At 74.7% G+C, this 20,835-nt stretch carries 24 protein-coding genes; 17 read left to right on the top strand and 7 right to left on the bottom strand.

The genetic code is table 11. The features are described from left to right. Nucleotides 1–30: 30 nt before the first annotated feature. Genes GH723_RS11075 through GH723_RS11060 form a run of 4 tightly spaced genes read right to left on the bottom strand, consistent with a single transcriptional unit; the run spans nt 31 to nt 4,429 of the window. Nucleotides 31–444, bottom strand: a complete 414-nt coding sequence (locus GH723_RS11075; protein WP_153759701.1) for a hypothetical protein — start codon at nt 442–444, stop codon at nt 31–33. Next, complete coding sequence (locus GH723_RS11070; protein ID WP_153759700.1) at nt 435–1,970, bottom strand: FAD-binding oxidoreductase; 1,536 nt, start codon at nt 1,968–1,970, stop codon at nt 435–437. The genes GH723_RS11075 and GH723_RS11070 overlap by 10 nt, the downstream gene beginning before the upstream one ends. Continuing rightward, entirely contained in the window at nt 1,967–3,682 is a 1,716-nt protein-coding gene (locus tag GH723_RS11065; protein WP_153759699.1) for a glycerol-3-phosphate dehydrogenase/oxidase, read from the bottom strand. The genes GH723_RS11070 and GH723_RS11065 overlap by 4 nt, the downstream gene beginning before the upstream one ends. Before the next feature lie 9 nt (nt 3,683–3,691). Continuing rightward, a complete protein-coding gene (locus tag GH723_RS11060) occupies nt 3,692–4,429 on the bottom strand; it encodes an IspD/TarI family cytidylyltransferase (protein ID WP_153759698.1) in 738 nt (245 codons plus the stop codon). Nucleotides 4,430–4,454: 25 nt separating this feature from the next. On the opposite strand from GH723_RS11060, the gene GH723_RS11055 reads away from it, so the two are divergent. The 3 genes from GH723_RS11055 to trpD all read left to right on the top strand — a co-directional run bounded on the left by GH723_RS11055 (nt 4,455) and on the right by trpD (nt 6,282). After that, nucleotides 4,455–4,841 carry a 2-C-methyl-D-erythritol 4-phosphate cytidylyltransferase gene (locus GH723_RS11055; protein ID WP_195210254.1) on the top strand — a complete coding sequence of 129 codons (387 nt, stop codon included), beginning with the start codon at nt 4,455–4,457 and terminating at the stop codon, nt 4,839–4,841. A gap of 134 nt (nt 4,842–4,975) precedes the next feature. After that, nucleotides 4,976–5,212, top strand: coding sequence for a WhiB family transcriptional regulator (locus GH723_RS11050; protein ID WP_153759696.1), 237 nt, complete (start codon nt 4,976–4,978; stop codon nt 5,210–5,212). Nucleotides 5,213–5,217: 5 nt separating this feature from the next. Then, entirely contained in the window at nt 5,218–6,282 is a 1,065-nt protein-coding gene (gene trpD / locus GH723_RS11045) for an anthranilate phosphoribosyltransferase (protein WP_153759695.1), read from the top strand. A 12-nt stretch (nt 6,283–6,294) separates the two neighbouring features. Here the strand turns inward: trpD and GH723_RS11040 are convergent, their stop codons facing one another. Together GH723_RS11040 and GH723_RS11035 are read right to left on the bottom strand one after the other, a co-directional pair. After that, entirely contained in the window at nt 6,295–6,612 is a 318-nt protein-coding gene (locus GH723_RS11040; RefSeq protein ID WP_153759694.1) for an antibiotic biosynthesis monooxygenase family protein, read from the bottom strand. A 42-nt stretch (nt 6,613–6,654) separates the two neighbouring features. Then, nucleotides 6,655–8,352, bottom strand: a complete 1,698-nt coding sequence (locus GH723_RS11035; RefSeq protein WP_153759693.1) for a DEDD exonuclease domain-containing protein — start codon at nt 8,350–8,352, stop codon at nt 6,655–6,657. 119 nt (nt 8,353–8,471) lie between these two features. On the opposite strand from GH723_RS11035, the gene GH723_RS11030 reads away from it, so the two are divergent. The 14 genes from GH723_RS11030 to GH723_RS10970 all read left to right on the top strand — a co-directional run bounded on the left by GH723_RS11030 (nt 8,472) and on the right by GH723_RS10970 (nt 20,133). Continuing rightward, entirely contained in the window at nt 8,472–8,801 is a 330-nt protein-coding gene (locus GH723_RS11030; protein ID WP_153759692.1) for an STAS domain-containing protein, read from the top strand. 53 nt (nt 8,802–8,854) lie between these two features. Beyond that, nucleotides 8,855–9,265, top strand: coding sequence for an ATP-binding protein (locus GH723_RS11025; protein ID WP_153759691.1), 411 nt, complete (start codon nt 8,855–8,857; stop codon nt 9,263–9,265). A 1-nt stretch (nt 9,266) separates the two neighbouring features. Further along, nucleotides 9,267–10,034, top strand: coding sequence for a SigB/SigF/SigG family RNA polymerase sigma factor (locus tag GH723_RS11020; protein ID WP_195210253.1), 768 nt, complete (start codon nt 9,267–9,269; stop codon nt 10,032–10,034). Nucleotides 10,035–10,093: 59 nt separating this feature from the next. Beyond that, the gene (locus GH723_RS11015) at nt 10,094–10,564 is read left to right on the top strand and encodes a hypothetical protein (RefSeq protein ID WP_153759689.1); all 471 of its coding nucleotides are present in this window, start codon (nt 10,094–10,096) and stop codon (nt 10,562–10,564) included. 34 nt (nt 10,565–10,598) lie between these two features. Further along, nucleotides 10,599–10,799, top strand: a complete 201-nt coding sequence (locus GH723_RS11010) for a hypothetical protein (protein WP_153759688.1) — start codon at nt 10,599–10,601, stop codon at nt 10,797–10,799. Nucleotides 10,800–10,843: 44 nt separating this feature from the next. Then, on the top strand, nt 10,844–11,041 hold the full coding sequence (locus GH723_RS18510) for a hypothetical protein (protein WP_195210252.1): 198 nt from the start codon (nt 10,844–10,846) through the stop codon (nt 11,039–11,041). Between the two features lie 20 nt (nt 11,042–11,061). Next, complete coding sequence (gene queG / locus GH723_RS11005; protein WP_195210251.1) at nt 11,062–12,207, top strand: tRNA epoxyqueuosine(34) reductase QueG; 1,146 nt, start codon at nt 11,062–11,064, stop codon at nt 12,205–12,207. Beyond that, nucleotides 12,204–13,334: a glycosyltransferase family 4 protein gene (locus tag GH723_RS11000; protein ID WP_153759686.1), complete on the top strand. Its 1,131-nt coding sequence runs from the start codon at nt 12,204–12,206 to the stop codon at nt 13,332–13,334. The genes queG and GH723_RS11000 overlap by 4 nt, the downstream gene beginning before the upstream one ends. Further along, nucleotides 13,331–13,879: a hypothetical protein gene (locus tag GH723_RS10995; protein WP_153759685.1), complete on the top strand. Its 549-nt coding sequence runs from the start codon at nt 13,331–13,333 to the stop codon at nt 13,877–13,879. The genes GH723_RS11000 and GH723_RS10995 overlap by 4 nt, the downstream gene beginning before the upstream one ends. Nucleotides 13,880–13,945: 66 nt before the next feature. Further along, entirely contained in the window at nt 13,946–14,398 is a 453-nt protein-coding gene (locus GH723_RS10990) for an SRPBCC family protein (protein WP_153759684.1), read from the top strand. A gap of 96 nt (nt 14,399–14,494) precedes the next feature. Further along, the gene (locus tag GH723_RS10985; protein ID WP_153759683.1) at nt 14,495–16,756 is read left to right on the top strand and encodes a hypothetical protein; all 2,262 of its coding nucleotides are present in this window, start codon (nt 14,495–14,497) and stop codon (nt 16,754–16,756) included. 73 nt (nt 16,757–16,829) lie between these two features. Then, the gene (locus tag GH723_RS10980; protein ID WP_153759682.1) at nt 16,830–17,939 is read left to right on the top strand and encodes a baeRF10 domain-containing protein; all 1,110 of its coding nucleotides are present in this window, start codon (nt 16,830–16,832) and stop codon (nt 17,937–17,939) included. A gap of 1 nt (nt 17,940) precedes the next feature. Continuing rightward, the gene (locus tag GH723_RS10975) at nt 17,941–18,951 is read left to right on the top strand and encodes an ROK family protein (protein ID WP_153759681.1); all 1,011 of its coding nucleotides are present in this window, start codon (nt 17,941–17,943) and stop codon (nt 18,949–18,951) included. 9 nt (nt 18,952–18,960) lie between these two features. Then, nucleotides 18,961–20,133, top strand: coding sequence for an aminotransferase class I/II-fold pyridoxal phosphate-dependent enzyme (locus GH723_RS10970; protein WP_153759680.1), 1,173 nt, complete (start codon nt 18,961–18,963; stop codon nt 20,131–20,133). On the opposite strand, the gene GH723_RS10965 is transcribed toward GH723_RS10970, so the two are convergent. After that, nucleotides 20,120–20,740, bottom strand: a complete 621-nt coding sequence (locus tag GH723_RS10965) for a TetR/AcrR family transcriptional regulator (RefSeq protein ID WP_153759679.1) — start codon at nt 20,738–20,740, stop codon at nt 20,120–20,122. The two genes, GH723_RS10970 and GH723_RS10965, sit on opposite strands and share 14 nt — an antisense overlap. Nucleotides 20,741–20,835 lie beyond the last annotated feature (95 nt).

Genomic DNA, 20,835 nt, shown 5'->3' with positions numbered 1-20,835 from the left:
TCCCCTCCGAACCTCGTTCCGCCCGTGGCCTCAGGCTGCGTGACCCGACCGGCGCACAGCGATCCTCGACCCGATCATGCCCGCGAGCGCGGCGAGGAGCGCGGAGAGCGCGATGCCGAAGCCGCTGGCCTCGACGTCGCGCCCCGCCGCAGCGGACGCCACGAGCAGCGCCGCCTGGGTCGCCACGTAGGTGGCGAAGCTCGCGAGCGCGCCGTGCGTGTGGGGGAGCACGTCGGGAGAGCCACGGCCCGCCACCGCGCCCGTGATGCCGAACGCGACGACGGTGGCGACGAACACCAGGGCCCGGAGCCCTCCGGCCCCGTCCTCGTCGCCGGCGAGCACGAACGAGGCGGCGGCCAGCGCGCCGACCAGCAGCAGGCCGACGCCGATCGCCCGCCCGAGGGCGCGACGGTCGAGCTGCCGTGCCGTGCCGCTCAGGGCCACCCGACCTCCCCGAACGGGTCCGGGAGCCCGAGCTTGCCCGGGTTCAGGATCCCGTGGGGGTCGAGCGCCGCCTTCAGCGCGTGCAGGACCTCGGTGCCCGAGCCCAGGGCGTCGTCGACGAACCTCGAGCGGTTCAGGCCCACGCCGTGGTGGTGGCTGAGGGAGCCGCCGTGCTCGAGCACGGCGCGGGTGCCCGCCTCCCAGCACGCCCGGTACATGGCCTCGTGGTCGCGCTCGTCGCCCTCGCCCGGCGGACGTCCCGCGAAGGTGAAGTACAGGCAGGCGCCGTCCACGTAGGCGTGCGACTGGTGCGCGGACGCGGCCCGCACGCCCGGTACGGCACGCAGCGCCTCGACCGCGGCGCGGTAGATCCCCGGCAGGGCGGACCACCCGGCGGAGATCTCCATCGTGTCGACGACGAAGCCGTTGCGGACGAGGCTCTCGAGCTGGCCCACCTCGTTGCGGTGGCCGAGCCACCGCTCGACCAGCGCGTCGTCGAGGCGCGCCGCACCGCGGCACTCCTGGTCGACGATCTCCATGTTCGCCTGCACGGTCACCGGGTCGCCCTCGTCGAGGACGAGCAGCACGTGGAGGTCGCCGGTCTGGTAGCTGCGGTCGGACTCGACCTCGTCGTACAGGCGCAGCACCGCCGCATCGCCGCCCCGGCGGAGCACCCGGCGGCACGCGTCCATCCCCTCGTCCCACGAAGCGAACCCGTACGCTGCCTGCGCCTCGACCTCGGGGGCGGGGCGGACCGCGAGCCGGGCACCGGTGATCACGCCGAGCGTGCCCTCCGATCCCACGAAGACCTGCGTGAGGTCGGGCCCGACGGCGCTCCGGGCCGGCGCGCCGGTGCGGACCACGCGACCGTCGGCGAGGGCGACGTCGAGTCCCACGACGAGGTCCTCGATCTTTCCGTAGCGGTTCGACAGCTGGCCCGCGGAGCGGCACGCCAGCCAGCCACCGACGGTGGACAGGGCCACGGACTGGGGCCAGTGGCCGAGGGTGAGGCCGTGCGAGCCCCGCAGCTCTGCCTCGAGGTGGTCGCCGAACGTGCCCGGGAGGGCGTCGAGCACCAAGCCCTCGTCGTCGACCGAGCGGATCCCCGAGAGCAGCGTCAGGTCGAGCGCCACGCCGCCGTGGACCGGGACCGAGGCCCCGCAGACCCCGCTGCGACCGGCGACCGGCGTGACCGGGACCCGGGCCTCGTGGCAGAGGGCGAGCAGCTCGGGCACCTGATCGACCGTCGCCGGGCGCACGACCACGCCGGCCCGTCCGACGAGCCGGTTGTCGAGCGCCTGGATCATCCCGAGCGGCCACCAGTCACGAGAGGCCTCGGCCCGCTCGGCCTCGTCGATCGACACCTCGGCACCCGTGGCACCGAGCCGTTCGACGAACCCGTCGGGCACCGGCACCTCGGCCGCGCCGAGGGATCGTGCCGAGCCGGCGTCGGGCAGGGCGATCGGAGGCGTCGGCGCCCCCGGACCGGTCGGGGGGAGGGGTGCGGGACGTCGCAGCTCGGTCATCGGTCGACCGATGCCGTGGACGGAGGCGCCGGGAGGCCGGCGGTGCGGCGGTCCTCGAGGACGGCGGCACGGAAGGCGTCGGCGTCGGCGCTCGCCCGCGAGGCGTCCCAGCCCAGCTCGGCGGCGAGCACCCCGGCGACCTCGTCGGCGAGCTCGACCGCGGCATCGGCGTCCCGGAGGCGCAGCGGCACCCGCCGGGTCAGCACGTCGTCGACCGACAGGGCCATCTCGTAGCGGACCGCGTACAGCACCTCCACCCGCAGGAAGGGGTGGTCGGCGACGAGCCGCTCGCCCAGGGCCCGGTCGGACTCCACCATGGCGACGAGGATGCGGGCCTCCCCGCCGTAGCGGTCGGCGAGGTGCGCGACGGCGTCGTCGTGGAGCCCTGACCGCCCGGCAGACGACGCACCGCCCCGGTGCAGCGCCTCATAGCCGACCGCGCCCCGGAGCGGGAGCCGGCGGGTGCGGCTGCGGCGGTGCACCCGACCGCGCACCTCGGGCTCGAGCCGCTCGACGACGGCGTCCACGGTGTCCTCGGCCATCTCACGGTAGGTGGTCAGCTTCCCGCCGTTGATCGTGACGAGCCCGTCGTCGTCGACGGTGACCCGGTGGCGGCGGGACAGGTCCGCCGTGCGCCCGCTGGCCGCCGTCTTCACCAGAGGGCGCAGGCCGGCCCACGTGCCGGTGATGTCGTCGCGGGTCAGCGGCTCACGGACCGAACCGTTGATCGCCCGCAGGAGGTAGTCGACGTCCTCCTCGGTGCAGCGGGGGTCGTCGAGCGGGCCCTCGTGGTCGGTGTCGGTGGTGCCGATGTAGGTCTGGTCGCCCCACGGGACGACGAACACCGAGCGGCGGTCCTTCGGGACGGGGACGACGGCGGCGATCTCGTTGCGGACCTTGTCCCACGGGACCGTGATGTGCACGCCCTTCGCCGGCCGGATCGTGTCCGGATCCTCGGCCCGGTCGAGGCCGCGCACGCGGTCGGACCACACGCCGGCCGCGCTCACCACCTGGCCGGCGCGGACCTCGAGCGGCGCGTCGAGGCCGTCGACGTCGATCCGGACGCCGGCGATCCGCTCGCCGTCGCGCAGGAAGCCGACGACCGCGGCGCGGTTGAGGACGAGCGCGCCGTGGTCGAGCGCCGCGGTGCGGGCCACGGTGAGCGTGAGGCGGGCGTCGTCGGTGGTGGCGTCGTAGTAGAGGTAGGCGCCGGCGAGGCGGTCGGCGGGGAGCGTGGGCATGTAGCCGAGCGCCTCGTCGACGTCGAGCCGCTGGTGCAGCTTGCCGATGCGCGCCCCGCCCGTGAGGTCGTACATCCACATCGCCTTGCCGAGCGCCCAGGCGAGCTTGCGGTTGAACAGGCCGTCGCGGGTGAAGATCGGGAGCAGGAACGGGAGCACCTTGACGAGGTGCGGGGCGTTGCGGCGCAGGCGCTGGCGCTCGGCGAGCGCCTCGTAGACGAGGCGCACGTCGCCCTGCTGCAGGTAGCGGAGCCCGCCGTGCACCAGCTTCGAGGAGCGCGACGAGGTGCCGGAGGCGAGGTCGTCACGCTCGACGAGGAGGGTGCGCAACCCACGTGACGCGGCGTCGAGCGCGACGCCGGCGCCGGTGATCCCCCCGCCGATCACCACGACGTCGAGCGCCTGCTCCTCGCGAGCCAGCGCAGCCAGTCGCTCCAGGGTGGCGGAGCGGTCGAAGGTTCCAGGGCCCATGGCTGGATCCTACGTGGGGACGGGGTCGTGATCCGCGGGCCAGCGACGGGCGATGGCCTCGGCGCGGGCCACGTCGTCGGGGGTGGTGACCTTGATGTTGCGGTCGTCGCCGGGGACGACGCGCGCCGCCGGCCCACCCGCCGCGGCGACCAGCTCGGCGGTGTCGAGGCCCTCGATGCCCTCTCGCGCCGCTCGGTCGACGGCAGCGAGCAGGACCTCCGCGGTGAACGCCTGGGGCGTCTGCACCCGCCGCAGGCGGCTCGGATCGAGGGCGCGGAGCCGGTCGCCGTCACGCCGCACCGTCGACGGGTCGAGCGCCAGCCCCGGCACGGCGGCGCCGTGGGCCGCCGCGGCGGCGACGAGGGCGTCGACCATCGCGACGGGCAGGAACGGCCGCGCACCGTCGTGCACGAGGACCACCGTCGAGGGGTCGACCGTCCCCGCGAGGGCCCGCACGCCCGCCGACTCGCTCGCCGACCGCGTCGCGCCGCCCGGCACGGTGGTCGGCGCCGGATCGACGCCGGCGGCCGACGCCGCAGCCAGCGCCTCGCGCTCGTCGCCGGGCCGCACCACGACGACGGTGCGGCGCACCAGCGGATGCCCGTCTAGCGTCCGGAGCGACCATGCGAGCAAGGGCAGACCACCGAGGGGCAGGTACACCTTGTTGCGGCCGTCGGCCAGGCCGAGTCGAGTCCCCGACCCGCCGGCGAGCACGATCGCGACGGCGCGGGGGCTGCTCGGGTCCACGCCGGCACGCTACCGGGCGGCCACGGTGAGCCCCGTCCACCTCCTCGCCTGGCCGCCCCCGCCCGGTGGGCTCCCCGCTCCGCCTCCGGGGGCCGAGGTCGTCGTCGTGCACGACGCCGGAGCGCCACCCACCTCGGACGTCGTCGCCCACCTCCTCGACGCGCTCGTCGACGGCGTCGACGCCGTCGCGACCGTGCGTCCCGTCACCGATGCCGTGAAGGAGGTCGACGACGACGGCGCCGTGGTCGGCGTGGTCCCCCGGGACGGCCTGGCCGTCGTCGGCCTCCCGCAGGCGGTGCGGGCCTCGGCGTGGGCCGACCGGGTGGGTGCGCCCCCCGCCCCGGACGCGACGCCGGTCGACGCCGTCGTCGCCGCGGGGGGCGTCGTGCGGGCCGTCGTGGACCCCTCGTGACCTGCGGGGATCCATCTGGACAGCACCCGGCGGGTCCGTCCATACTCGCCGTTCCGCTGCCGCCGCCCTGGTGGACCGGAGGGCGCGGCGGGTGTGAACACAGCAACCGTCCCCGACCCCACCGAGTGCCGATCATGAGCCAGTCCTGGCGCCTTCAGGCTGCCTGCCGAGGACTCGACCCGAGCATCTTCTACCCGTCGTCCGACGCCGAGGAGGATGCAGAACCGGCGAAGGCGGTGTGCGAGCAGTGCCCCATCCGGCAGGCCTGCCTCGAGCACGCGCTCACCCGCCGCGAGAAGGACGGCATCTGGGGCGGTGCCACCGAGAAGGAGCGCCGCCGGATCATCCGGCAGCGTCGGCGGACGGCCTGACACCGGTGGTCGCGCACCACCTCGACGAGCTCGGCGGCTGGACGCCCGTCCTCGGCGCCCTCGCCGAGGGGCGCGACCTCACCTTCGCCCAGAGCGCCGCCGCGATGTCGGAGATCCTCTCCGGCAACGCCTCCGACGCCCGGATCGCCGCGTTCATCGTCGCCCTGCGCATCAAGGGTGAGACGGTCGAGGAGGTCAACGGCATGGTCGACGCCATGCTCGACGCCTCCGAGCTGCTCGCCCTGAACGTCGACGCGGTCGACGTCGTCGGCACCGGCGGGTCCCCGGCGCGCCGGCTCCACGCCCTCAACGTCTCGACGATGGCGTCGTTCGTCATCGCCGGGGCCGGGGTGCCCGTCTGCAAGCACGGCAACCGCCGGGCCTCGTCCACGTCGGGCTCCTTCGACCTGCTCGAGGCCCTCGGCGTCGAGATCGAGCTGTCGGGGTCGGCCGTCGCGCGCTGCGTCCGCGAGGCCGGCATCGGCTTCGCCTTCGCCCGGGCCTTCCACCCCGCCATGCGCTTCGCCGGTCCCGTCCGCGCCGAGCTCGGGATCCCCACGGTGTTCAACGTCCTCGGCCCGCTCGCCCACCCCTCGAAGATCGACCGGCAGGTCATCGGCGTGGGTGAGGCGCGGATGCTCCCGCTCACCTCCGGGGTGCTCGCGTCGCGCGGCCTGCCGCGCTCGCTCGTCGTCCACGGCTCCGACGGCCTCGACGAGATCACCCTCACCGGCCCGACCCTCGTCCACGAGATCCGCGACGGCGAGGTCAGCGAGTGGGAGCTCGACCCGCGGGACCACGGGATCGCCCTGCGGTCCGCTGACGAGCTGCGCGGCGGCGATCCGCTCACCAACGCCGAGATCGCGAAGAGCGTGTTCGCGGGGGAGCAGGGCCCGGCCCGCGACATCGTCGTCCTGAACGCCGCCGCCGGCATCTACGTCGGCGGCGCCGTCGACTCCCTCACCGAGGGCATCGAGCTGGCCGTCACCTCGATCGACGAGGGCCGGGCCGCTGCGGCGCTGGAGCGCCTGGTCGAGCTCTCGCTCGAGCTGGCCACGCCCGCGGGCTGAGCCCGCAGGACGTCAACCGACGGGTCCGTAGTCCCGCTCGACCCGCGCCACCCGCACGCGGTAGTCGCGGTACCACTCCTCCCGCCCGCGCCTCTGGGCGACCAGGTGCTCGGCGGCGGCCTTCCACGCCCGGGCGTGCTCGTCGCTCGCCCAGTACGACACCGTGATCTCCGGCGGTCCCTCGGAGCTCTCCACCGCGAGGAAGCCCGGTTGGTCGGCGACGAGCTCGAGCATGCGCATCGCCGTCTCGAGGTAGCCGGACCGGTCCTCGCTCGGGACGGCGGTGAAGATCACCGCGGTGTACGGGGGCTCGGGCGTGCTCGCGATCATGGCGTTCTTCTAGCGCCTGGCCGCGGCTGGCTCGGTCGGGTTTCAGACGAGGGCGGCGGCACGCGGGCCCGACCGGGTCGGACGTCGGCGGGGGTCGAAGCGGGGGAGCTCGACGAGCTGGTGCGCGAGGCCACCGTCGGCGTGCACGACGCGCAGCCGACCCGCGCGCTCGTCGAGCCACCGGGCCACGCAGAGGAGCTCGTCGACCTGCTCGCGGGCCGGTGGCAGCGAGAGGTCGCTCGGCGTGGCGACGAGCAGGCCGGGCAGCGTCGGGGCCGCCGACTCGTCCGGGCCCCACGCCCGCACGAGCAGCCCGTGGTCGATCTCCGCCCCGCTGCCGTCGTCGGCCTCGACGACGAGGTGGCCGGCGGAGCGGAGCGCGTCGAGCTGGCGCTGGCGGGTGACTGCGGTGGACAGCGCCGCGGCGCGGTCACGCACCGACGAGGCCTCCTCGTAGCGCTCCTCGGCCGCGAGGGCGCGCATCTTGGCGTCGAGCGGCTCGAGGAGGAGCGCTGGTTCCACCCGCAGGCCGCGCACGACCCGCTCCACGATCCGGCCGTAGTCCGCCTCGCTGATGGCGCCCGCGCACGGGCAGGTGGCCACCCCGAGCTGGGCGGCGGTGCACGCCGTGGCACGCGGGCGGTCGGGGCTCGGGCGCGCCGTGCAGCGGCGCAGGGGCGCCGCGGACTCGATGGCCTCGGCGGCGAGCCGTGCGGCCCGGGAGGAGGAGAACGGGCCGAGGTAGGTGGCCCCGTCGGGGCGCGCCACCTTCGTGATCGACAGCCGCGGGAACCGCTCGTTCGTGAGCTTCAGGTACGAGTAGCTGCTCCAGCGCTTGATCTGGCGGTTGAACCGGGGCTGGTGCTCGTGGATGAGGCGCACCTCCAGCACCGACGCGTCGAGGGTGCCGACGGTGACGACGTGGTCGATCGCCTGCGTCTCGCGGAGCAGCTGGCCGATCTTGCGACGCTCGTCGCCCGAGAAGTACGAGCGCACCCGCGTCCGGAGGTTGCTGGCCTTGCCCACGTACAGCACCCGGCCCTCGCCGTCCCGGAAGAGGTAGACGCCCGGGCGGCGGGGGAGGCGGTCGGTGAGGCGCAGCTTCGCCGCCTGGGGGTGCCCGTCGATCTTCGGCATGGCCAGCAGGTCGTCGAGCCCCGTCACGCCGAGGGACCCCGCCCGTTCGAGCAGGACGTGGAGGAGGTCGCCGGTGGCGAGGGCGTCGTCGAGGGCCCGGTGGCTCGGTCGGTGGGGGAGCCGGAACCGGTCGGCGAGCGTGCCCAGCCGGCAGTTGGGGACCTCGTCGCGCACGAGCCGGCGCGCCAGCGCGACGGTGTCGACCGTGGTGTTCGTGAGTCGGGGCCGGCCGTGGCGAGCCAGGGCGGCGTTGAGGAAGCCGACGTCGAACCGCACGTTGTGGCCGACCACCACCGCGCCGCCGAGGAACTCGAGCAGCGACGGGAGCACCGCGTCGATGCGGGGCGCGGGCACCACCATCGACTGGGTGATGCCGGTGAGCACGGTGATCTCCGGCGGGATGGCGCACCCCGGGTTGACGAGCGTCTGGAAGGTGCCGAGGCACTCGCCGCCCCGCAGGAGGACCGCGCCGACCTCGGTGATGCCGCAGTCCGCGGCGGACCCGCCCGTGGTCTCGAGGTCGATGACGCAGAAGGTGACGTCGTGCAGCGGCGTCCCCAGGTCGTCGAAGGAGCGCTGGCCGGTGAGAGGGGGCGTCGACATGCCCCGGGTGTAGCCGAACACCTGTTCGGTCGGCAAGCACCAGCCCGGTTGCGCGCTCCTGACGGAGGGTCCACACTCATCACGCAGCGAGGCGCGAGCACGACGGGAAGCGAGGGGACGTGTCGAACGGCAGGGGTGACGACGAGTTCCGCGTCGAGGTCGTCGACGAGGCCGGACGCCCCGTCGTCCGGGTCCGCGGCGAGATCGACGTGGCCACCGCGGAGCGCTTCCGCGAGGCGATTGCCGAGTCGCTCGAGCGCGACGCCCGCCTCGTCATCGACATGTCCGACACGTCGTTCATGGACTCCACCGGGCTCAGCGCGCTGATCCGCGCCTACCACGACACCGGGCGGGTCAAGGAGGCGGTGCAGCTGCGCGCCGTGCGCCCGCCGGTGCTGCGCACGCTCGAGATCAGCGGGATCAGCGACCTCGTCACCGTCGTCGGCTGACCCTGTCCTGCCGCCAGGCGTAGCGCTCCGGGGGTGGGGGTAGGCGCCCGCGCATGTCCGCGACGCCGCTCTTCGATCGACCGATCGCCTGCGTCACCCTCGAGCTCGATCCCGATCCGGAGCTGCTCCGACTGGCCCGACTGGTGGTGAGCGGCGTCGCCTCGATCACCCCGATGGGCCTCGACGAGGTCGAGGACTGCCGGGCGGCGATCGACGAGCTGTGCTCCACGCTCCTCGAGGTCGGCCGGGCCGACGCCACGATGTGCCTCGAGCTGCGCACCGACGGTCGATCGATCCACGCCGAGGGCGAGATGTCCACCGAGTCCGAGCCGGCGATCGACGAGGTCCGCCGCGAGCTCTCGGAGATGATCCTCTCCGCGGTCACCGATCGCCACGAGCTGGACATCTCCGGCGGTCGTGGCCGCTTCAGCTTCGATCGGAGCCCGGTCGCATCCAGGGGCTGACGTGGCGGCCGACGGTGGACCGGCGGCGCCCGACGAGCGCTTCGTCCGGTACCGGGCGACGGGGGACCCCCACCTGCGGGAGGAGATCGTCCGCGACCACTGGTGGGTGGTCACCTACGTCGTGCGGCGCTACCAGGGCAAGGGGGAGCCGAACGACGACCTCGAGCAGGTGGCGGCGCTCGGCCTCGTCGCCGCGGTGGAGCGGTTCGACCCGACGGCCGGCAGCACGTTCCCGGCCTTCGCCATCCCCACGGCGCTGGGTGAGGTCCGTCGCCACTTCCGCGACGCCACGTGGCGGGTCCGGGTGCCGCGGCGGGTCAAGGACCTCAGCGTCCAGGTGACCTCGGCGACCGAGGAGCTGACGAGCGACCTCGGCCGCACGCCGACCGCCGACGAGCTGGGCGACCGGCTCGGCGTCGCCCCCAGCGCCGTGCGCGAGGCGTGGGAGGCGTCGGCGGCGGCCCGGCCGCTCTCCGCGGACGGCCCCACCGACGACGAGGGTCCCTCGGTGCTCGACGTGCGCACCGTCCGCCAGTCCGTGGACGAGCTCGCGGCGGCCGACGACAAGCTCCTCGTGCGCCAGCTCCTCGAGCGGCTGCCGCCCCGGAGCCGTCGGGTCCTCGTGCTCCGCTACTTCGAGGGGCTCTCCCAGGCCGAGGTGGCCGAGCGCGTGGGGATCAGCCAACCCCACGTCTCGCGGCTCCTCCGGACGGCGTTGGCGGAGCTGCGCACCAGCCTGACCGACCCTCGCGCCGCGGGTCGCTCCTGACCGGTCCGGACACCCCCAGGGGTGGCATGGAGCCAGGGAGGGACGGGTACTCGTCGGTCATGACGAGCCACCCCGCGTCCCGACGACCGGGCGCCGCGGCCCACGTGCTGCCGATCCCCGAGCGGGTGGTGCTCGACGACGGGGCGACGATCGCCCTCCACACCGACGACTGCGGGGCCACCATCGTCGAGGTGAGCGGGCTGGCGGCCGGTCCCTGGGCCGACGCCCTGGCGCTCGAGCTGCTCGCCCTCGGGCCCGACGTCCGGCTCGTCATCGACCTGCGGGGGGCGACGCTCGTGAACCCGGCCGGCCTCTGCGAGGTGCTCGACGAGCTCGTGGCGGCGGGCGACGACCCGCACCGGCTCTGCCTCGTGTGCGACCGCCTGAGCGCGCTCGTGCTGCTCCGCCGGCACGGCGCCACCGAGCAGGTGGCGGTGTTCGCCAGCCCCAGCGACGCGCTCCAGGCGGTGCTGCTCGAGGAGGAGGGCTACGGGGACGGCTGGGCGCCGCAACCCCACGCACACCCGTGATCGGGCGTTCCTGCGCCGTCGCTAGGCTGCGCCGGTGACCCCGGTTCGGTATCGCTGCACGGCCTGCGGGAACCTCACCCGCTTCGACGTCACCTCCACCCGACGCACCCGCGCGTTCCACCACTACACGGTCGGTGGGGCCCTGGAGGTCGAGGACGAGGAGGTCCTGGCCGAGGACGTCGAGGAGGTCTCCTGTCGCTGGTGCGGGAACGGCGCCGCAGTCGAGGCGATCTGACGGGATCCGACGGGACTGTCACACCCCCTGAGGAAGATCGCAGGGTGAGCGACATGACCATCGACTGCGACGACTGCATCCGCCAGCACACCTCCACGTGCGACGACTGCGTCGTCACGTTCATCTGCTCCCGGTCCGCCGACGAGGCCCTCGTCGTCGACGTCACCGAGCGCCTGGCCCTCCGCCAGCTGGGGGCCGTGGGGCTCGTCCCGGAGCTGCGGCACGTTCCCCGCTCCGGCTGACCTCGTGCGACCATGGGTCGGTGCCCCAGGCCCCCGTCGCTCCACCGCCCCACGACCTGCTCGATCCCGAGCCGGTCCTCGACGTCGGACGGCGCGCGGGCCTCAGCGCGGTGGGCGTGGCGCCCGCCGAGCCCTTCGACGCGACGCGTCGGATCCTCGAGGAGCGCCGGGCGGCGGGGCTGTCGTCCGACATGCAGTTCACGTACCGGAACCCGGCCCGCTCGACCGATCCCGGTCGCACGCTCGAGGGGGCGGCGGCCCTCGTCGTCGGGGCGCTGGCGTACCGCCGCCCCGACCCTGAGCCGCCGGCCGGCACACCCGCGGCGCGCGTCGCCCGCTACGCCTGGACCGACGACTACGCGCGGCTCCGTGCCGCGCTCGAGGTCGTCGCCGAGCACCTCCGCGCCGAGGGCTGGCGCGCCGTCGTGGTCGCCGACCAGAACGCGCTCGTCGACCGCGAGGCGGCGCACCGGGCCGGGATCGGCTGGTACGGCAAGAGCTCCAACCTGCTCCTGCCCGGCGCCGGCTCGTGGTTCGTGCTCGGGTCGGTGGTCACCGACGCCCCGCTGCGGCCGGCCGAGGCCCCCGTCGCCGACGGGTGCGGCAGCTGCACGCGCTGCATCGACGCCTGCCCCACCGGTGCCATCGTCGCACCGGGGGTGGTCGACGCCCGACGGTGCCTGGCGTGGCTCGTGCAGTCGCCCGGCGCCTTGCCGCACGACCACCGCGAGGCCCTGGGCGACCGCATCTACGGGTGCGACGACTGCCAGGAGGTGTGCCCTCCGAACCATCGGGCCGACCGGCTCGACGTGCGCCGGGCCCCGGGGTCCGGCGACGAGCCCTGGGTCGACCTCCTCGAGCTGCTGGCCACCGACGACGCCACCCTGCTCGCCCGCCACGGCCGCTGGTACGTGCCGCGACGGGACCCGCGGTACCTGCGGCGCAACGCCCTCGTCGCCCTGGGCAACGTCGGGGACCCCGCCGATCCCCGGGTGGCGCAGGCGGTCGAGGACGCCGCCCACCACGACGACCCGATGGTCCGCGCCCATGCCGTCTGGGCGGCGCGCCGACTCGGGCTCCACCACGTGGTCCGCGCCGCGTCGGCCGACCCGGCGCCCGAGGTGCGCGATGAGCTCACGGTCCCCGTCACCCCGAGGTCCGCGTGACCCACCTGCTCGTCACCAACGACTTCCCGCCCAAGCTCGGCGGCATCCAGAGCTACCTGTGGGAGCTGTGGCGGCGGCTCCCGCCCGAGAGCTTCGCCGTGCTCACCACGCCCTACGCCGGCGCGGCGGCGTGGGACGCCGAGCAGCCGTTCCGGGTCGTCCGTTCGTCCCACCGCGTCCTGCTGCCCGCCCCGGCGATGGCCGAGGAGATCGGCGCCCTCGCCGACGAGGTCGACGCCGACCTCGTCGTGCTCGACCCGGCGCTGCCCGTGGGTGCGGTCGGGCCCCGCCTCGGTCGTCCCTACGGCGTCGTGCTCCACGGCGCCGAGGTCACCGCCTACGGGCGGCTCCCGGGCTCGGGTCAGCTGCTCGGGCGCGTCCTCCGCGGCGCCGACCTCGTGATCGCGGCCGGCGGCTACCCGGCGGCGGAGGGGGAGCGGGCCGCCGGGCGCCCGCTGCCGGTCGTCCAGGTGCCGCCGGGGGTCGACGTCGAGCGGTTCGTGCCCCTCGACGACGCCGCACGCCGCCGCGCCCGCGCCCGCCTCGGGCTGCCGCACGAGGCGCTCGTCGTGCTGGGGCTCAGCCGGCTCGTCCCCCGCAAGGGGTTCGACGTCGTGATCGAGGCCGCGGCCCGCCTCGCCCCGCACCACCCCTCGCTCCTCGTCGCCATCGGCGGCGGTGGGCGCGACCGCGCCCGGCTCGAGCGGCTGGCTCGCCGCCGGGGCGCACCGGTCCGGTTCCTCGGGCGCGTGCCCGACGCCGACATGCCGGCCCTCTACGGCTGCGCCGACCTCTTCGCCATGGTCTGCCGGGGCAACCGCTGGGCGGGGCTCGAGCAGGAGGGCTTCGGGATCGTGTTCCTCGAGGCCGCCGCGGCGGGCGTGCCCCAGGTCGCCGGCCGCAGCGGCGGCTCCCACGAGGCGGTCGACCACGGCACGACGGGTCTCGTCGTCGACGACCCCACCGACGCCGGGCAGGTGGCGCGGGCGATCGAGCAGCTGGTGGTCGATCCCGAGCGGCGACGCGAGATGGGCCGGGCCGCCCGCGCGCGCGTCGAGACCGAGCTCACCTACGACGTCCTCGCCCGGCGCCTCGCCGATGCGCTCGGCATCGAGGTCCCCACGTGAGCCCCCGCCGTCGCGACGCCGACCGCCCGCCGAAGGTCCGCGACCGCGACCGTCCCGTCGGGCGCGCCGCCTCGTCCCCCCGGGAGCAGGGGGCGGTCGGCGGACCCGAGGGTCGACCGGTCGGGGAGGCGCCCGGTCGGGGCCTGATCTGTGCGTCGTGGGCCGGCACCGCCGTGCTCGCGGCGATCGTGGCCGCGGGCGTGGTCGCCATCGACGACGTCGGCCCGCTCGTCGTCGCCGTCTCGGGGGCGCTCTTCGTCCTCGGCAGCGTGGCCTTCTTCGTCGCCTACGCCATCGCCGTCGGGCGGAGCCGCCACGAGCTCATCGGCATCGGCGGCCTCTACTTCATGTCCGGCACGGCACCTGCCCCGGTGCGGCGCTCGATGATGTGGTCCCTCGGCCTCCAGGTGGCCCTGGTGGTGGTGGCGGTGGCCGCCCGCCCGTTCAGCTCGCTCGTGTTCACGTCGTTGGCACCGGTGTTCGGCCTGGGCCTCGCCGGCTGGTGGGTCGCCCGCCACGGTCGCTTCGCGCCACGCGCCCGCTGACGTGTGACGCAGGGGAGCCCATCGGCCAGAATGCGGTGAGCACAACCGCCGATCCAGGAGCCGTCGATGTCGGAGCAGGCCAACGAGCGCATCGTGATCCACGCCCCCGCACAGGCGTGCTACGAGGTCGCGGCCGACGTCGAGCGCTACCCGGACTGGGCCAAGGACGTGAAGGACGCCACGGTGCTCGAGCGGGACGACGAGGGGCGTCCCGTGCAGGTCGCCTTCCGCACCGCGGCGATGGGTCGCAGCACCAGCTACACGCTCCGCTACGACTACGCCGCCGCGCCCCAGCGCCTCTCGTGGTACCTCGTGGAGGGTGACCTCACGCAGGTGCTCGACGGGGTGTACGACTTCAACCCGGTCGAGGGCGATGCCTCGAGCACCGAGGTCGTCTACCACCTCGAGGTCGACCTCGTGGTGCCGCTGCCCGGCTTCGTCAAGCGCCGCGCCGAGGCGAAGATCCTCCGCACCGCCCTGCCCGAGCTGAAGGCGCGCGTGGAGGCCGTCGCGTCGTGATCTGGACGCGGTCGTCGCGAGAAGGGCCGTTCGGCCCACGCCTCGACCGCTGCTCGACGCTCACAAGCGGGCCCCGCCGACCGATCTGAGGACCAGATGCGGATCCTTCGACTCGACCTCGAGGACGGGGAGGAGCTCGACCTCCATCCCTACGTCACGGTGCTCGGTGGCCTCGACCCCGACGTCCACCGTCGCGTCGTCGACCGCCTCGTGCGGCTGACCCGCGGCGACGCCGCAGGGACGAGCGGCCTCATCGAGTCCGACGAGGTGCTGAGCGAGCTGTCCTCCGGAGCGCTCGCTGCGCTCGACCTCCCGCCCGACACCGAGGTGCTCGTGCGGGCCGAGCAGCTCCCCGGCGCACGTCTGGTGGGCGCGGGCGGCTCGGACACCGACGCTGACGCCCGCCTGTCCGCCGCCCGAGCCGCGCTGGCCGAGCTGGAGGACGAGCTCACCGCTGCCCGTCGCGCCGTGGCCACCGCCACCAACCAGCTCGACGAGGCCCGCCGCGGCGTCGACGACTTCGCCATCAACGCCCACGACGCGGCCGTGGCCGCCGTGCGGGAGGCCGAGGCGGCAGCCGTCGCCCGCCTCCAGGGCACCGCCGCCACCGACGAGCGGGTCCGTCTGGAGTCCGCGCTCGCCGAGGCGCGCGAGGCCGCCGCGCGGCACGAGGCCCGTCTCGACGCCGAGCGCCTGGCGCTGCTCGAGCTCCTCGAGGACCTCGAGGCCGCCCGCGCCGAGCACGACCAGCTGAGCGCGGACGACGCCGCCGAGGCGGCCGAGGCCCCGACCGAGCCCGACCTTCCCGTCGTGCCGCCCGCCGAGCACGTCGCTGCGGTCGAGCAGGCCCTCGAGCTGGTCCGGATGGGCCCGCCGCCGGCGCCGATGGTCACCTCCCCCGAGGCGCTCGACCTGGCGGATCGGATCCGGGAGCACAACGAGCGCCACGACGCGCTGGAGCAGACGCTGCGCGACGAGGGGATCGACGTCGTCGCCCTCCAGGACGAGCTGTCGGCGGCGCAGTTCGACGTCCAGGCCGCGCAGGAGGCCGCCCGTCCGAAGGTGATCTCGCCGGAGGACGACGCCGAGATCGAGCGCCTCCACGACATCGTCGTCGACCTGGGGGAGAAGCGGTCGTCGCGCCGCTCCGGCAAGTCGACCGAATCGGCCTACCAGGAGGCGTGCGACGCGCTCGACGCCATCCTCGACCGCGTCGGCTACCCGACCTACGCCGCCTACGTCATGGGGCGGATCGCACCCACGATCGACGTGGACGCCCGGCGTCGCCTCGACGCCGCGACCGACCGGGTCGCCGACCTCGAGGGGCAGCTCGACCAGGCCGCCAGCATCCTCGAGCGTGATGCCCGGGTGCTGATGCTGCGCGCCGAGCGCGACCAGCTGTGGGCCGCGGCCCGCGACCTGCTCGCCACCCTGCCCGACGACGTCGAGTCGGCGTTGCGCGCCCTGCGCGTGCCGGCGGAGTCCGACCACCCCGCCGTCGACGAGCTCCGGGCGCTGCTCGACCGCCTCGGCATCGACCGCCGCGGCGACGACGAGCGCACCCTCGTCGGCGCCGCCGAGACGTTCCTCGCCGACGCTGCGCTGGCCCGCTCCGAGCTCGACGCCCGCCGAGCCGCCGACGACGAGGTGCCCGTCCCCGTCGAGCGTCCGGTGGAGGCTGCCGCACGACGCGTCGACGACCTCCACGCCCGGGCCGCGACCGCCGACGCGGCGCTGGCCGAGCTCGAGGACGTCGCCGAGGAGCACGCCCGTCGGGTGGCCGAGGTGGAGGCCGCGCTCGACGCGCTCGCCGCGTCGGCCCCGGCCGACCCCGCCCAGGACCCGCGCGTCGCCCAGGACCCGGCCGTGCGCGGCGCACACGAACAGCTCGCGGTGGCCGAGGCGCGGCTCGCCCGGCACCGCGACGCGGTCGCCCTCGCCGACGAGCTCCAGGGCCGCTTGCGCAGCGCCCGCAGCGCCGAGCGCGAGGTCCAGGCGCGCCACGACGACGCCGCCCACGCCGCCGCCTCCCTCGAGGAGGAGGTCACCGGGGGTCCGCCGCCGGAGGTGGAGTGGAACCTGGACGACGCAGGGGTCGAGCCCATCGAGTGGTTCCTGCTCGGCCGGGTCGCCACGCTCCGCACCGCGGCGCCGTCCGGCACCGTGCCGCTCGTCCTCGACGACGCGTTCCGGGGCCTCTCCGAGGACCACGTCGAGAGCCTCTGCGCCGCGCTGGCCAAGGTCGCTCGCACCGTGCAGATCCTGTACGTCGGCGACACCCCGGCGGTCGCCGCCTGGGCTCGGGCGCAGGGCCTCGACGTCGCCGCCGTCGTCCGGCCCGGCCAGCCCGCGATCTGATCCCACCCCCCGGCGGCCCGCCGCGACGCGCGGGCCTACGATGGCGCGGACGCCATCAGGAGGGTGACGCAACGTGATCAACGATCAGGTCGTGCGTGAGCTGGCCGAGTTCGACGCAGACGGTGCTCCGGTGACCACCTGCTACCTCGACGTCGACGGGCGCCAGAACGTGCGACCGGTCGACGTCGAGCGCGAGCTCGACCGGCTGGTGCGTCGGGCGTCGGCGCACGTCGCCGACGAGCCGTCGGTGGGCGACGACCTCCAGCGGTTCCAGGCGCACGTCCGCAACGGGTTCGAGCGCAAGGGGGGAGTGCGGGGGCTCGCGATGTTCTCGTGCTCGCCGCGCGAGCTGTGGCGGGTGATCCCCCTGCCCGTGCGGGTGCACAGCCGCATCACGATCGGCCACGCGCCCGCGCTGGGCCAGCTCGAGTCGATCGTCCAGGAGCTGCGCCCGATCGGCGTGATCCTCGTCGACCGCCAGCGTTCCCGGCTCTTCGTCTACGAGATGGGCGAGCTCGTCGAGCGCAGCGAGGTCGTCGACGAGCTGCCGCGCGACTACGACGTCCGCGACCAGTCCGCTCGGGGCAGCGTGGAGCCCCACGTGGACGAGCTGGTGCACCAGCACCTGCGGCACGCGGCCTCCGCCGCCTTCCAGCTCTTCAACGAGCGCAAGGTCGGCCTCGTCACCGTCGGCGGCAGCCCCGAGGCCACCGCCGAGGTCGAGGCGCTCCTGCACCCCTACCTGAAGGAGCGGCTCACCGAGCGCATCCGCGTCGGCGCCGGGGCCACCGTCGAGGAGGTGCACGAGCAGGTGCTCGAGGTGCAGGCCCAGGCCGAGCGCGCCGCCGAGGCCACGGCCGTCGCCCGTCTGCGCGACGCCGTCGGCGCCGGTCGCAAGGGCGTCGCCGGTCTCGCCGGCACCCTCGGTGCCCTGCACGAGCGTCGGGCCGACCACCTGCTCGTGTCGGACGACTACGCCGAGGCCGGGTGGCGCTGCGGTTGCGGCGCGCTCGCGGCCGTCGGTCCCACGTGCCCCTCGTGCGGAGCGACGATGGAGCGCGTGGACGACGTCGTCGAGGAGGCGGTGCACGAGGCGCTGGCCCAGTCCTGTCGGGTCGAGGTGTGCGTCGGCAACGCCGACCTCGACGTGATGGGCCGCATCGGCGCCCTCCTCCGCTTCTGACGTGGGCGACGCAGCGGTCGGCCTCGACATCGGGGGCACGAAGATCCTGGGTCTCGCGGTCGACCTCGGGTCGGGCGAGGTCCTCGCCGAGCGGCGCGTGCCGACGCCCCAGGGCCGGGCCGAGGTCGCCGATGCCCTCGGCACCGTCGTCGATGCCCTCGCCGAAGGGAGCGGGCGTCCGATCCGCGCCGTCGGCGTCGGCGCCGCCGGCCTCGTCGACACGTCGGGTGTGCTCCGCTACGGGCCGAACCTGCCGGGGGTCGTCGACCTCGACCTCGTCGGCCTGCTCGGCGATCGGCTCGGCCTCCCCGTGGCGGTCGACAACGACGCCACCGCGGCGACCGTGGCCGAGCACCGCCTCGGCGCGGCGCGAGGCGTGGACGACGCGCTCTACGTCGCCCTCGGCACGGGCATCGGTGGCGGCATCGTCCTCGACGGCGCGCTGCGGCGCGGCGCGCACGGGTTCGGCGGCGAGCTCGGTCACGTGGTGATCGACCCCGACGGGCCCCTGTGCGGGTGCGGTCGACAGGGGTGCTGGGAGCGGCTGGCATCCGGATCCGCGCTCGGAGAGCAGGCACGGGAGGCGGTGCTCGACGGCCGCGGCGCAGGGATCCTCGCCGCAGCCGGTGCCGAGCGCGCCGACGACGTCACCGGCGAGCACGCGGTGGCGGCGGCCGCCGCCGGCGACCCCGAGGGCCTGGCGGTGATGGCCGCCTTCGCCCGTTGGGTGGCGCTCGGCCTCGCCGGGTTCGTCAACGCCCTCGACCCGTCGGTCGTCGTGATCGGCGGCGGGGTCGTGGAGGCCGGACCGGTGCTGCTCGACCCCCTCCGCTCCGCGGTCGCCGACCTGATCATCGGATCCAGCCACCGTCCCCCGGTCCCCGTCCTGCCCGCCGTGTTCGGCGAGCACGCGGCGGCGGTCGGCGCCGCGCTCCTCGCCGCCGACGCGCTCCGGCCCGACGGCGAGGTCCGGCCCCGAACCTTCGATCCGGGGTCCGCGGCGCAGCGGTAGCCTGCGCAGATGGAGTTCCGTCGCATCACCGGCCTGCCGCCCTACGTCTTCGCGATCATCAACGACCTGAAGATCGAGGCACGCCGGGCCGGTCGCGACGTCGTGGACCTGGGGTTCGGCAACCCCGACCTCGCGTCGCCCGACATCGCCGTCGACAAGATGATCGAGGCGGTGCAGAACTCCCGCAACCACCGGTACTCGCAGAGCCGCGGGCTGCCGAAGCTGCGCCAGGCGGTCGCCGACATGTACATGCGCCGCTTCGGCGTCGAGCTCGACCCCGACACCGAGGTCATCAACACGATCGGCGCCAAGGAGGGCTTCAGCCACCTGATGTGGGTGCTCCTCCAGCCCGGCGACACCGCCCTCGTGCCGTCGCCGTCGTACCCGATCCACATCTGGGGCCCCCTGTTCGCCGGCGCCAACATCACCGAGGTCCCCCTCGGCACGGGCGACGACTTCTTCGCCGCCATGGAGGAGGCCTGGGAGTACGCGTGGCCCAAGCCGCGCGTCGCCGTGCTCTCCTTCCCGCACAACCCGACGACCACCTGCGTCGACCTCGACTTCTTCGCCAAGACCGTCGAGTTCGCCCGTGAGCGCGAGGTGCTGCTCGTCCACGACAACGCCTACGCCGACCTCGGCTTCGACGGCTACGACCCGCCCTCGATCCTGCAGGTCCCGGGGGCCAAGGACGTCGCCGTCGAGCTGTACTCGATGACCAAGTCGTTCTCGATGGCCGGGTGGCGGGTGGCGTTCATGGTGGGCAACCCCGAGGTCATCGCCGCGCTGGGCAAGCTGAAGTCGTACCTCGACTACGGCACGTTCCAACCGATCCAGATCGCCGCCACGGTCACCCTGAACGAGGCCCAGGAGTACCCGAGCGAGATGCGCGGGATCTACCAGGGCCGCCGCGACGCGCTGATCGACGGTCTGGCCCGCATCGGGTGGGACGTGCCGCGGCCCAAGGGCACGATGTTCGCCTGGGCCCCGATCCCCGAGCCCTACGCCGAGATGACCTCGGTCGAGTTCGCCTCGCACCTCGTCACCGAGGCCGACGTCGCGACGTCCCCGGGGAGCGGCTTCGGGAGCGGTGGCGAGGGGTTCGTCCGCTTCGCCCTCATCGAGAACGAGCAGCGGATCGGCCAGGCGGTGCGCAACCTCCGCCGAGCGCTCACGAAGCTCTAGCCGACCCCACCGAGGCGGCCCCCTCGGCCACCAGCCCGCCGAGGCAGAACCGCACCGCCACGTCGGCCACCGCCTGCGGGTCGCTGCCGTGCTTGATGAGCACGCGGTCGAAGTTGGTGATCACGCCGACGATGGCGTTGGCGAGCATCGTCGGCGGGTCCGGGCGGATGCGACCGTCGGCGATGCCGGCCTTCACGAGGGCCACCCACCCGGCCACGGCGCGTTCGTGGTTGCGCCGCAGGGCGTCGGCGAAGCGGTCCTCGCCGGCGGCGAAGCGGCGGATCGTGGCCAGGTCGCGGTTCCGGGACTGCCAGTCGACGGTGGCGCGGATGGCGAGCTCGATGCGCCGCACGGCGTCGGCCTCGTCGCCCATCGCCCGGTCCTGGACCCGGGCGAGCTCGTCCTGGGCCTCGACGAGGATCTCGACGAGGAGGTCCTCCTTGCTCTGGAAGTACCAGTAGAAGACGCCCTTGCCGACACCGAGGCCGTCGACGATGTCGGCCACCGAGGTGGGGTCGTAGCCCTTCTCGGCGAAGCGGGCGGTGGCGAAGTCCATGATCTGACGCCGCCGCTCACGGCCTCGAGGGGTCAGTCGCCGCTCCGTCATCGAGCCGGACGCTACCAGCGAGGTGCTCGGCGACGGACGACACGGACACGTCCACGGGAGGAAACCGCCCGTTCACAGTGGCCTCGTACGGTGCC

The organism is Actinomarinicola tropica, assembly GCF_009650215.1.
GTDB lineage: Bacteria > Actinomycetota > Acidimicrobiia > Acidimicrobiales > SKKL01 > Actinomarinicola > Actinomarinicola tropica.
Note: the sequence above shows the minus strand (reverse complement) of the source record. Positions and strands in the feature narration are given on the sequence as shown.

Bases quoted from the DNA above. Each gene is read 5' to 3' on its own strand.
- GH723_RS11070 (WP_153759700.1), bottom strand. From the start codon at position 1,970: ATGACCGAGCTGCGACGTCCCGCACCCCTCCCCCCGACCGGTCCGGGG.
- GH723_RS11065 (WP_153759699.1), bottom strand. From the start codon at position 3,682: ATGGGCCCTGGAACCTTCGACCGCTCCGCCACCCTGGAGCGACTGGCT.
- GH723_RS11050 (WP_153759696.1), top strand. From the start codon at position 4,976: ATGAGCCAGTCCTGGCGCCTTCAGGCTGCCTGCCGAGGACTCGACCCG.
- GH723_RS11040 (WP_153759694.1), bottom strand. From the start codon at position 6,612: ATGATCGCGAGCACGCCCGAGCCCCCGTACACCGCGGTGATCTTCACC.
- GH723_RS11035 (WP_153759693.1), bottom strand. From the start codon at position 8,352: ATGTCGACGCCCCCTCTCACCGGCCAGCGCTCCTTCGACGACCTGGGG.
- GH723_RS11025 (WP_153759691.1), top strand. From the start codon at position 8,855: ATGTCCGCGACGCCGCTCTTCGATCGACCGATCGCCTGCGTCACCCTC.
- GH723_RS11015 (WP_153759689.1), top strand. From the start codon at position 10,094: ATGACGAGCCACCCCGCGTCCCGACGACCGGGCGCCGCGGCCCACGTG.
- GH723_RS10990 (WP_153759684.1), top strand. From the start codon at position 13,946: ATGTCGGAGCAGGCCAACGAGCGCATCGTGATCCACGCCCCCGCACAG.
- GH723_RS10985 (WP_153759683.1), top strand. From the start codon at position 14,495: ATGCGGATCCTTCGACTCGACCTCGAGGACGGGGAGGAGCTCGACCTC.
- GH723_RS10970 (WP_153759680.1), top strand. From the start codon at position 18,961: ATGGAGTTCCGTCGCATCACCGGCCTGCCGCCCTACGTCTTCGCGATC.
- GH723_RS10965 (WP_153759679.1), bottom strand. From the start codon at position 20,740: ATGACGGAGCGGCGACTGACCCCTCGAGGCCGTGAGCGGCGGCGTCAG.